Annotated in this window: 12 protein-coding genes; 6 read left to right on the forward strand and 6 right to left on the reverse strand. The window is 71.4% G+C overall.

Translation table 11 applies throughout. The annotated features are described in order from the left end of the window. Positions 1-52: 52 nt before the first annotated feature. From ACFVXA_RS30895 to ACFVXA_RS30905, 3 genes are all read left to right on the forward strand, one after another. Entirely contained in the window at positions 53-1,126 is a 1,074-nt protein-coding gene (locus ACFVXA_RS30895; protein WP_390027829.1) for a permease, read from the forward strand. Next, positions 1,123-1,932: a TIGR03943 family putative permease subunit gene (locus tag ACFVXA_RS30900; protein ID WP_390027831.1), complete on the forward strand. Its 810-nt coding sequence runs from the start codon at positions 1,123-1,125 to the stop codon at positions 1,930-1,932. The genes ACFVXA_RS30895 and ACFVXA_RS30900 overlap by 4 nt, the downstream gene beginning before the upstream one ends. A gap of 315 nt (positions 1,933-2,247) precedes the next feature. Further along, positions 2,248-4,254 carry a TerD family protein gene (locus ACFVXA_RS30905; protein ID WP_389469587.1) on the forward strand — a complete coding sequence of 669 codons (2,007 nt, stop codon included), beginning with the start codon at positions 2,248-2,250 and terminating at the stop codon, positions 4,252-4,254. Positions 4,255-4,290: 36 nt separating this feature from the next. Here ACFVXA_RS30905 and ACFVXA_RS30910 read toward each other — a convergent pair whose 3' ends face one another. The 5 genes from ACFVXA_RS30910 to ACFVXA_RS30930 form a co-directional block, all read right to left on the reverse strand. After that, entirely contained in the window at positions 4,291-4,512 is a 222-nt protein-coding gene (locus ACFVXA_RS30910; RefSeq protein ID WP_362022257.1) for a hypothetical protein, read from the reverse strand. Positions 4,513-4,714: 202 nt separating this feature from the next. After that, positions 4,715-5,467 carry a hypothetical protein gene (locus tag ACFVXA_RS30915; RefSeq protein ID WP_390027833.1) on the reverse strand — a complete coding sequence of 251 codons (753 nt, stop codon included), beginning with the start codon at positions 5,465-5,467 and terminating at the stop codon, positions 4,715-4,717. After that, positions 5,464-6,015, reverse strand: a complete 552-nt coding sequence (locus ACFVXA_RS30920) for a SigE family RNA polymerase sigma factor (RefSeq protein ID WP_383908048.1) — start codon at positions 6,013-6,015, stop codon at positions 5,464-5,466. The genes ACFVXA_RS30915 and ACFVXA_RS30920 overlap by 4 nt, the downstream gene beginning before the upstream one ends. A 184-nt stretch (positions 6,016-6,199) precedes the next feature. Further along, entirely contained in the window at positions 6,200-6,772 is a 573-nt protein-coding gene (locus ACFVXA_RS30925; RefSeq protein WP_384400845.1) for a hypothetical protein, read from the reverse strand. 158 nt (positions 6,773-6,930) lie between these two features. Then, complete coding sequence (locus ACFVXA_RS30930; protein WP_384400848.1) at positions 6,931-7,842, reverse strand: L,D-transpeptidase; 912 nt, start codon at positions 7,840-7,842, stop codon at positions 6,931-6,933. A 190-nt stretch (positions 7,843-8,032) separates the two neighbouring features. Between ACFVXA_RS30930 and ACFVXA_RS30935 the strand changes: the two genes are divergently transcribed. Both ACFVXA_RS30935 and ACFVXA_RS30940 read left to right on the forward strand, forming a co-directional pair. Next, entirely contained in the window at positions 8,033-8,644 is a 612-nt protein-coding gene (locus ACFVXA_RS30935; RefSeq protein WP_389751903.1) for a SigE family RNA polymerase sigma factor, read from the forward strand. Further along, positions 8,634-9,287 carry a L,D-transpeptidase gene (locus ACFVXA_RS30940; protein WP_383908057.1) on the forward strand — a complete coding sequence of 218 codons (654 nt, stop codon included), beginning with the start codon at positions 8,634-8,636 and terminating at the stop codon, positions 9,285-9,287. The genes ACFVXA_RS30935 and ACFVXA_RS30940 overlap by 11 nt, the downstream gene beginning before the upstream one ends. A gap of 81 nt (positions 9,288-9,368) precedes the next feature. Here ACFVXA_RS30940 and ACFVXA_RS30945 read toward each other — a convergent pair whose 3' ends face one another. Then, complete coding sequence (locus ACFVXA_RS30945; protein WP_383744409.1) at positions 9,369-10,190, reverse strand: hypothetical protein; 822 nt, start codon at positions 10,188-10,190, stop codon at positions 9,369-9,371. A 399-nt stretch (positions 10,191-10,589) separates the two neighbouring features. Between ACFVXA_RS30945 and ACFVXA_RS30950 the strand changes: the two genes are divergently transcribed. Continuing rightward, positions 10,590-10,793: a cold-shock protein gene (locus ACFVXA_RS30950; protein WP_010986199.1), complete on the forward strand. Its 204-nt coding sequence runs from the start codon at positions 10,590-10,592 to the stop codon at positions 10,791-10,793. Positions 10,794-10,902: the final 109 nt, after the last annotated feature.

Genomic DNA, 10,902 nt, shown 5'->3' on the forward strand with positions numbered 1-10,902 from the left:
ACCTCCGGACGCGTACAGGGAGTGCACACGAGGTCAGGCGGGACGGGCGCGCGTGGAGAACCAGGAGTACCCGGCGCCCCGGCGCGGTCTCGCCGACGGGGCCCGCATCGCCGCCCGCACCCTCGTTCACCTGGTGCTCGGCACTCTCGCCCTGATCGCCATCGCCACCGTCGTCTCCGTCCTCGGCCCGACGCTCGCCCTCGACATCGCCACCCCCGCGATGGCGGCCTGGTGGACGGTCTTCACGGCCGTCGCCGTCCAGGGCGTCCCCTTCCTCCTCCTCGGCACCCTGGTCTCGGCGGCGATCGGCGCCTTCGTCCCCGAACGGGTCTTCACCAAGATCCTCCCCCGCAACCCGGCGCTCGCCGTCCCCGTCGCCGGAGCGGCCGGCGTCGTACTCCCCGGCTGCGAGTGCGCCTCCGTCCCCGTCGCCCGGAGCCTGATGCGGCGCGGGGTCACCCCGGCCGCCGCCCTCGCCTTCCTGCTCTCCGCACCCGCGATCAACCCGGTCGTGCTGGTCGCCACGTCCATCGCCTTCCCGGGGCAGCCGATGATGGTGGTCGCCCGCCTCGCCGCCTCCCTCGCGACGGCCGTCGTGATGGGCTGGCTGTGGGTCCGCTTCGGCCACGACGCATGGCTCCGGACCCCGCCGAACCGTGCCGCCGCCTCCGGCTCCACCGATTCCTCCACCGCCTCCACCGCCTCCACCGGTTCCTCCACCGGCTCCCGCTGGGACGGCTTTCGCGCCGGACTCCAGCACGACTTCCTGCACGCGGGCGGGTTCCTGGTGCTCGGGGCGGCCGCGGCGGCGACGTTCAACATCGTCGTGCCCCGCTCGGTCCTCGACGTCTTCACCGGCTCGACCTGGCTGTCGGTCCTGCTTCTCGCCGTCCTCGCCGTCGTGCTGTGCGTGTGCAGCGAGGCCGACGCCTTCGTCGCCGCGTCCCTGACGGGCTTCTCCCCGACGGCGCGACTGGCGTTCATGGTGGTCGGACCGATGGTCGACCTCAAGCTGATCGCGCTCCAGGCCGGCACCTTCGGCAAGGCCTTCGCGGCGCGCTTCTCGTCCGTGACCTGGGTGGTGGCCCTGCTGAGCAGTTCGCTGATCGGGTGGTGGCTCCTGTGAGGCGATACGGAGCCGCGCTGCTGCTCCTGCTGAGCGGGGCGGCGGTGCTGCGGATCTCCCTCTTCAGCGACCTGTACCTGCGCTATGTGCAGGCGGGCCTGCGGGTGTACCTGGTCGTCTCCGGGCTGGCGCTGGTCGTCCTGGGCCTGCTGGCCGCCGTACGCGCGAGGACCACAACGACCACCGAGCCCCCCACCGAGACCACCGCAACGACAGGGACGTACGACGGGGAACACGAGGGGGGCGACGATCCGGATCACACCCCCAACCACAACCACAACCCCAACCACAACCCCAACCACGACCACGCCCGTACCCCGCGCATGGCATGGCTCCTAGCCGTCCCCGCCGCAGCCCTGCTGCTCTTCCCACCCCCGGCGCTCGGCTCGTACAGCGCCGGGCGGGAGGCGGCGCAGCGGGCCGCACAGGGGGTCGGGACCTTTCCGGCGCTGCCCGCCGGGGATCCGGTGGACCTGACCCTCGGCCAGTTCACCTCCCGCGCGATCTACGACAGCGGCAGGTCGTTGAAGGGGCGCACGGTCCGGATGACGGGATTCGTCACCCGGGGCGCCAACGGGACCTGGTACCTGGCCCGGCTCCTCATCACGTGCTGCGCGGCCGACGCGAGTACGTACAAGATCCAGGTCAAGGGCGCCGACGCCCCCGTGAACGACACCTGGGTCACCGTCACCGGCACCTGGCACCCCAAGGGCAAGCTGGGCTCGGAGGAGGCATGGCCGCCCGTGCTGGACGCGACGGGGGTGAAGACGGTGAAGCAGCCGGCGAACCCGTACGAGAGGCGTTAGGGCCGACGCGGCACGGCATGCCGAGCGGCAAGGCCCGGCCCGGACCGGAAGCGCCGGATGACTACTCCTCCCCGTCCCCCGTGACTCTGTGGGCCGATCGAGGGGCCTCGCGTGGTGCGCGCGAGGTGGCTCGTCCAGAGGTCCGCGAGGAGCGGATCGTTGCGTGGTACGGACAACGGCAGTGACGAACCGCCGCCGATGTCCCGAGGTGGGCGCTAAGGTTCCCGTGATGCGCCGGGGTGTGGGGCGCGTCACACATCGCTACGAGAACAGGCCGCCGGGGGCTCCTGCGCGGCTGTGCATCTGGGGGGCCTCATGCACGAGATGATCAAGGGCGCCAATGTCGGTCTGGCGTCCCTGAGCGCGGACGTCGGCTCTGTGATGGTGAGCCTGAGCTGGAGCAGTCCGACGGGAGTGGGCGACGCGGATGTCTCCGTGTTGTTGCTGGGTGCCGATGGCAAAGTGCGCACAGACGCCGACTTCTACTTCTACAACAACCCGGTCGCGCCCGACGGGAGCGTGCAGCTCTTGGGCAAGGCGCCGACGGCCGACGGCAACGAGGACCGGATCACTTTCGACCTCACCGCGATTCCGCCGAGGGTCGAGCAGATCGTCGTGGCGGCCAGCCGGTACGAGGGGGCCGGATTCGGAGACCTCACCGACCTGCGGCTGACGCTCGCGGACGGCTCCGGGGAGAGCCTGCTGCGGTACTCCATCGACGACGCGGGTGGGGTCGGCGCGCTCCTCTTCGGTGAGTTCTACAGACGAGGAGGGGACTGGAAGTTCCGCGCGATCGGTCAGGGATACGAATCCGGCCTGGCCGGTCTGGCCACCGATTTCGGCGTCGACATCGACGACGACGCGGACCCCCGGCCGGAGGCGGGGGAGCCGGCGGGCGACGCGGTGTACGCCGAAGTCCCTGAGCCGGTCGTCGTAGCGCATACGGTTCCCGCACCGGTGGAGGCCATATCCGCAAAGGCCGTTCCCCGCCCCCGTACCGCGAAGAAGAAGGTCACGCTGCCCAAGGTGGCCAAGAAGTCCCTCGCCGACAACGACTCCTGGCGCATGGCCCGGCTCTTCCCTGCCTCTGCGCTGAAGAGCGACCGAGAGCGGGAGACGCGGGCCACCTCGGTGCTGCTGTCGGTGATGGCGCAGGTGCCGGAGTTCGGCCGCAGGCTGACGGCGGCCTTCGGGGCACCGGCTGGTCGTATGGAGACCTTCACCGAAGTCTCGCTGCCGAACGGTGACTCCCCGAGGCGGCCGGACGGTGTGATCCGCGTCGAGCGCGCCGGCAAGCTGTGGACCGCGCTCGTGGAAACGAAGACGAACGGGAACTCTCTCAAGCCGGACCAGGTGCAGGCGTACGTCGACATCGCCGCCCGGCGGGGCTACGAGGCCGTGATCACCCTGTCCAACGATGTGGAGCTCGACGGAAGTCCGCTCGTCGAGGTGAAGACAGACGGCCGACGGAAGCACAAGGTGGCCCGCTGGCATCTGTCCTGGGCCGAAGTGACACACCAGGCGCAGATGTTGATCCGCCACGAGGGCCTGGCCAACGCCGCGCACGCCTGGCTGCTGCAGGAGCTGCTGCACTACCTCCAGCACGAGAACTCCGGGTGCCACGGCTTCCAGAACATGGGCCCTGCCTGGGTGCCCGTGCGCAACGGCATTGATGACGAAACGCTGTGCCAGGGCGACCCGCGGGCCGCGGACGTCGTCGAAAGCTGGGAACGGCTCGTGCGGCAGGTGTGCCTACGGCTGGGCGGCGAACTGGGTGAGAAGGTGCTCCCCGTCCAGCGGGCCAAGCGAGGTACGGACCCTCGGGCGCGGCGTGCGGCCCTGGCGGACCAGCTGTGCCGGGACGGAAAGCTGGACGCCGAGCTGCGCATCGAGGGAACGCCCGGCGTCCTCGCGCTCTGCGCGGACCTGCGCACGGGCAAGCTGCGTACGTCCATCGAGATCGCGGCACCCGATCAGGGCTATCCGCTCACCTGGGCCAAGCGGCTCGTCCGACAGCTCGACGACGCCCCGGCCGATCTGCACGTCGAGACCCTCGTCGCGGGTGAGCCAGGTGGCCCGCGCGGCACCCTGGAACGCCTGCGCCCCGAACCGGCTGACATCCTCCCCAAGAACGGCGCCCAGATCACAGGCTTCCGGCTGTCCCTCTTCCGAGGCATGGGAAACACCCGCGGCAACACCGAGACCGGCTTCATCCGAAGCGTCGACGACTCCGTCCACCGCTTCCACACGCAGGTGGTCCTTCACCTGGACCGCCGCACACCGCAGACCCGGCAACCTGTGAGGGCCGCTGCCGCAGGGTGAGGTGGCCGGGTGCGCGGCTTTGTCACAAAGCGCGGATCAGAGTCGGTCCATCCGGGTGTAGGGGCTGAGGACGCGGACCTGGCGGGCGCCGAAGTCGACGAGCATCGCGATGCCCTCTTCGACGCCGACGATCGTGCCCAGGCCGTACTGGTCGTGGGAGACGCGGTCTCCGAGGCTGAACTCCTTGGCCACGGGGACGACCGGGGCGGCGAAGGGGCTGGTGGGCAGGTGGCGCCGGGGCGCGGAGGATTTCGTCATCGTGAGTTCAGTATGAGCCCTATTTCGGCGGGCGGTAGGGCTTGATGGTCTCGATCCCGCTCCGACTCGGGGATCCCGGGCTCGGCGGGCTGGAGGTTCCCGGCCCCTCGCGGGTGAGGGGTCCGTGGACGGACCGGCCGCCGGGGGCCGGGCTTCCCGGGCCGTCGGAGGCCGGGCCGCTCCCGGGTTCCCGCCCCGCTTCTCACGGTCCGAACTCCTGGCTCGCGAGCACGCCGCCCGCCGCGTCGTACACCGTGACCTTCCTGGTGACGCTGGTCGAGGTGGTGCCCGGCGCCGCGGAGTGCGGGACCTTCACCAGTGCGTACCAGACGCCCCAGTCGGGGTTGCCGGGGAGGGTGAGAGCGGTGCCGTTCAGGTTGCCGGCGCGGGTCCGGACCTCGACGCGTGCCGGCTTGCCCGGGCCGTGGAAGATGCCGGAGAGGAAGGACGTGCCGTCCTGCTGACCGGACTCCTGGAGGCCGACGCCGGGTGCGCTCAGGTCGAGATTGCCGTCGGTCACGCTGCGGAACTGGGCTTCGGGTGCCCCCGGCTCCAGCCAGTGCTTGCCGTCCTCCGCCAGCCAGATCTTGGTGCCGGGAGCGACCTGCACCCGTTCGCCGGGTGTGACGACCCGCACCCTCCCCGAAGGAGAGGGGGAGGGGGAGGGGCTCGGGGTGCCGGTGCTCGCGGCGGGTGGTTTCACGCGGTCGCTCGGTTCCGAGGGCGCCGCGGGCGCGCCGTCGCGGAGGACCACCACGGCCAGCGGCACCAGCAGCGCCCCGCAGGCGGCCCCCAGCACGGCGGTCGTGCGGCGCCGCCCGCGCCGGCGGCCCTCACGCTCGATGGCGGCCAGCGGCACCGCGGAGGGCGTGACGTCGTACGCGGCCTCGGCGAACACCTCGCGCAGCCGCTCGGCCTCGGCCGGGGGGCGCGGGGAACGGAACGGGTGGTTCATGGGCGGGCTCCGGAAACGGGGTGGCGGCCGGCGAACAGGGGATGGGCGCGCAGCGCCTCCAGGCCGCGCCGGGCATGCGTCTTCACCGTGCCGACCGAGCAGCCGAGCACTTCGGCGATCTCGGCCTCGCCCAGGTCCTCCCAGTAGCGCAGCACCATCACGGCCCGCTGCCGCGCCGACAACGCGGCCAGCGCCTGGTCCAGGGCCGCCCGCTGCTCCACGGCCTCCGCGTGCCCGGGCTCGCGCTGGTGCACCCGCTCGGGCACGAACGGCATCAGCAGATGCGCGACCCGTCTTTTGCGCACCCGGCTGAGGTTGTTGTTGACCAGCGAGCGCCGTACGTAGAAGTCGACGTCGTCGTGCGGGATCCGCCGCCAGCGGGCGTAGACCTTGGCCAGTGTGGTCTGGACGAGATCCTCGGCCTCGTGGAAGTCACCGGTGAGCATGTGCGCGGTGCGGACCAGGCGGGGCCAGGCCGCGGTGGCGTACGCGGCGAAGTCCCCGCTGTCGGACGGGACTTGGGAGGCGTCGGTGGGGTGGAGCGGCACGTCCGGCGGTCCCTCGGGTCGGGTACGTGGTCGGGGATACGGGGGGATGGGGGGATGGGGCGCTGCAGGGCCGGGAGGGGCCGGGAGGGCCGGGGCCCGGGAGCTGTGAGCCGGACGCCGGACCTGAGCGGCCCGACTTCGCGATCCCGAGATCCCCGATCCCCCGGCTCCCCCACTCACCCGCTCAGTTCAGCTTCAGCCGGGCGTAGATCTTGCCCTTGGTGTCGTGGACGGTGACGCTGCCGAAGTAGTCGAGGCCGCCGTCGTCCCCCGTCGTCGGCACCTCGGCGGTGGCGTACCAGACGCCCCAGCCGGGCTTGCCCGGCAGCTCGAGAAGCTTGCCGTGCACGACACCGTCCTTCGTCTGCACCTCGACGCGGGAGGCGGTGCCCTTGCCGCCGTAGTACAGGCCGGAGAGGAAGTAGTGGCCGGCCACGCCCTCCGTCTGCAGCGACACACCGGGCATGCCGCGGTCGATGTTCCCGTCCACCACACTGCGGAACTGCGGCTCGGGGTTGTCGGGCGTCGTCCAGTGCTTGCCCTCCTCCGTGAGCCAGATCTCGGCACCGCCGGGGACCTTCACGTGCTCGCCGGGGGCGACGATCCGGGCCGAAGGGGCCTTCTCGGCCGCGACCCGCTGGAGGGTGCCGTGCGCCGCCTTCCCCTGTGAGGCGGCGTACGACACCGTCGGCGCCCCGACCAGCGCGACGGCGACCGCGGTCGCGGCCACGTACTTCTGGATCCGTATCCGTGTCATTGAACGGACAACTCCTTGCGACGTACGAACGGGATGGAATGAATGGAATGAGTGGCGACTGGGTGAACGGATGGGAGGGCGCCTCTCCACCCCTTCAAACTCCCGGCGGGGGTACGCCGGATGACACCGGCGGCCGGTTTTCTTTCCCGGGTGTCACATCAGTCGAGCGCGCTGCCCGCCCGCCACTGCTCCCAGCTCAGGTTCCAGTCGCCGTATCCGTTGCCGACGGCCACCGTCTCCTTGGAGCCGACGACCGTGACGACGTCGCCGGGGATGACCTCGTCGTAGAAGGCCTTCGCCGTGCCGTCGGTGGCGAGACCGACGCACCCGTGGGTGACGTTCTGGTGCCCGGCGTAGGTGTTCGCCTTCGGGTTCTGGTGGAGGTACGTGCCCGAGGTGGTGAGGTGCACGGCGTAGTAGTAATAGCCGGCGTACGCGTCGCCGTAGCCGACTGTCCGCGAGTTCATGAACACCTTGGTCGCCTTGTCGGAGACGACCATGGTGCCGTTCCAGGTGTCCATGCCCGGGGCGCCCGCGGTGACCGGGACATGGCGTGTCGAACCGGCCTTCTTCACGGTCATGGTGTGGGTGCGGACGTCGACCGTGGCGACCAGCGAGCGGCCCACCGTGAAGTGGCGGGTGATCCCGGCGCCGGCCCGGACGGTGACCCGCGTGCCGGGCTTCCAGTACGCCCGCGGCCGGAAGTCGACGCGCTGCCCGTCGAGCAGATTTCGGTCCCTGACCCAGCTCCAGGAACCCTCGGCATCCGCCGTGACCTTCAACTGCCGCTCGACGTCAGGACGTTCGGCGGTCGGTATCACGTGGTCGAAGGTCACGGATATGGGCATGCCGACGCCCACGGTCTGCCCGTCGGCGATGTTGACGCGCGCGCCCGTCAGGGACTTGAGGGGCGTGGACGTGGGCTTCGGCTCTGGACGGGCCGTACCGGTGGAGGTCCGCCCCGCGCCGCCCCCGTGCCCCGCCGGGCCGGTCCCCGTCCCCGTACCACCGCTCCCGTCGGCGACGGCCTTCGCCGAGCAGCCCGCCAGCGCCAGCGCGAGTGCGCACACGGCCGCCGCGCCCCAAGCCCGCCTGAGCCGACCCCTCTTGCTCCCCGTCCCCATGCTCCCCGTGGTCATCATGGTCCCCCTGTGGTGTGTTTCGATGTGCGGCGTACGGGACCTGTACGCATGGCACGGACGGCCGGGTTGCACCGGGCCGCGGAAAATCCGGAAACTCCGGCGGGGGGCTTGACCGGGCATGACCGAGGAAGAGTTCGACGCGTTCTACGCGACCGCGTTCCCCCGGCTGACCGGCCAGCTCTACGCCTTCACCGGGGACCACGGCGAGGCGCAGGACGTCGTCCAGGAGGCGTTCGTACGCGCCTGGGACCGGCGGCGGGAGTTCCTCGCCGAGGGTGCGCCCGAGGCGTGGATACGCACGGTGGCGATGCGGCTCGCGGTGAGCCGCTGGCGCCGGGCGCGCCGCTGGCTGGAGCTCGTACGGCACACTCCGCCGCCCGAGCACACGCCGGGCCCCGGCCCCGAGCGCACCGCCCTGGTCGCCGCGCTGCGCACGCTGCCCGAGGCGCAGCGGATGGCGCTGGTCCTGCACCATCTGTGCGACCTGAGTGTCGAGCAGGTAGCCTCCGAAACCGGTGCCCCCGTGGGCACGGTCAAGGCCCGCCTGTCCCGTGGCCGGGCGGCACTGGCACGGGTGCTCTCGGCGGATGCGCCCGAAGCGACGGTTGCGCCGGAAGCGACAGTTGCGCCGGACGCGGCGCATGTGCCGGGCGCGGCAGCCGCGCCGGACTCGGCGGCGGGGCCGGATTCCGCGGACCAGGGCGAGAAGGAGGGCGGCCGTGTCCGATGAACTCACCTCGGATCTCCGGGAGTTGGCCGCCGAGGGCGAGGCCCTCCCGGCGCTGTCCGGTGCGGAGATCCGCGCCAGGGCGGTACGCCGTCGACGTCGCCGCCGTACGACCATGACCGTGGCCGGCGCCTCGGCCGCGGCGGCACTCGCCCTGGTCGTCGCGGTGCACCTCGGCGGGGACGGCTCGGACCGGCGCCCCGCCCCGGCCGCGAGCCCCACCGGCGCGCCCAGCCTTCCGGCGACACCTGACGCCTCGGTCGACCTGTCCCGGCGGGTGATCTCCGTCGCGGGGCGCGAACTGCCGCTCTCCTCCGGCGCCGAGCGGACGCCCACGGGGACGGGCCGGATGACGGTCACCGCGAAGGAGTCCGCCAAGACGATGCCCGGCAGCGAGGCCGGCATCAAGAACGACTACCGCCTCAAGGTGTCCTGGGTCATCGAACTCGGCGCCGCCGACGGGACGGCGAACTACATCGCCGCCCTCTCGTACGACGAGAAGGCGCCCGGCCACTACGACCGCACCACCGGATGGATCGGTCTGCGCCCGACCGACGCGAAGTGGCTGTACGAGCGGCTGCGGCTCGGCTCCGTGATCGAGATCGCGGGGACGGCGCCGACGCCTGGGGCGCCGTCGGGGGGCTGAGGTCTCGTCCTCGAACGCCGGAGACGCCGGAGACGCCGGAGACGCCGGAAATGCCGGACGGGCTGACGGGCCAGGCCCCTGTCACGGGGTGGCGGTGGGCGGGGGAGTCTTGCCCGCAAGGACGTCCGTCAGGCGTTGGGCACCTGCCTCGACGGCCTGTTGGGTGGAGTTGGAGTCGGCGCCGCCGAGCCCGCCGTTGGTGAGGGAGGCGGCGCTGTCGCCGACCCGTACGGCGGCGATGTCCAGGGTCAACGTCGTGGGCTCGCCGTCCAGTTCACCGTTCATGGTCATCTGCAGCCCCTCACGGGCGTCACCCACGCCGGGCAGCGAGGCGCTGATGACCTGCACGGTCTGCCGGCCGCCCGTGTTGTCGACGGCCGTGAACTGGTCGCACTTCGTCGGCAGCGTCTTCAGCCACGCCAGCTTCGCGTCCAGCTCGGACCGCCCGTAGGTGGCGACCTGGTAGCGCATCTGCGCCTCGTTGTCGCTGTCGTCGAAGCCGGTGACCGCCTGGGCCCCCTTCGGCTTGCCCAGCAGGTCCTCGGCGTACAGGCCGTCGAGGAGCCGCTGGCAGTCGGCGGCGTCCCCCTTGTCCGTGACGAAGGCGGAGGCGTCGACCTTGCTCTTGAGCAGCGCGTCCCGCCAGGTCGCCGCGCCCTGCGTCTCGTCCCACTCCGACCCCAGGTCGGTGTTGGTGATCAGCGCGGAGCGGGCCTGGACCTCGTTCAGCGTGGGACCGGCGGACACGGTGGGAGAGGCGGCGGGCACCTCTTTGGCCGCGGCGGACGCGGAGACGTCCGTACGACCGGAACCGCCACCACTGTCGCCGCACCCGGCCGTCGACAGCAGCATGCCCGCGGTCAGGGCGGACGCGAGGAGACAGGACGACGATGGACGGTTCATGACGTGAGCCTCCCGAGGCGGGGTCTGTCCTCCCACGCCATCACCGGGCACGCGTACCCACCAGCGCACCGCGCCGTCCGGGTGAGCCCGGCCGTGCCGGGGTCAGGCCCGGTGGGGTGCGGTCAGGCACGGTGGGGCATGGGGGGGCGCGCGGGCAGGCGCGAATATCTGTTTCCGCCGGCGCAGAATTTGGCTCACGTTGCCGCCAGAATTTCTTATTCCCCAGGTCCGGGTGAGATAGTGCGCCCCCTCCGCGCCTCACATCGTGCTACTGTCGATTTCAGTTGCAGTTGTGGTTCCCAAAGTTTTTCCGGTGCATTTTCCGGATGGGGCAATCATTGCGGCGACGCGAGTCCACACAGTGTGGGCTCTCGAGCTTTGCCCCGAAGGAGATTTGACATGGCTACTGGCACCGTGAAGTGGTTCAACGCGGAAAAGGGTTTCGGCTTCATCGAGCAGGACGGCGGCGGCGCTGACGTCTTCGCCCACTACTCGAACATCGCCACCCAGGGCTTCCGCGAGCTGCAGGAAGGCCAGAAGGTGACGTTCGACGTCACGCAGGGCCAGAAGGGCCCGCAGGCGGAGAACATCGTCCCCGCCTAGTCCGGGACCGCTGACGCCTGACTTCTGAGTCGGCCGATGCTTACAGGTGGCCCGGGGCCCCCCCCCCCGGGGGGGCCCCCCCGGCGCGCGCCGGCCGGGCCCACCCTGC

The sequence above is a fragment of the Streptomyces sp. NPDC058246 genome, from assembly GCF_042881985.1.
Lineage (GTDB): Bacteria > Actinomycetota > Actinomycetes > Streptomycetales > Streptomycetaceae > Streptomyces.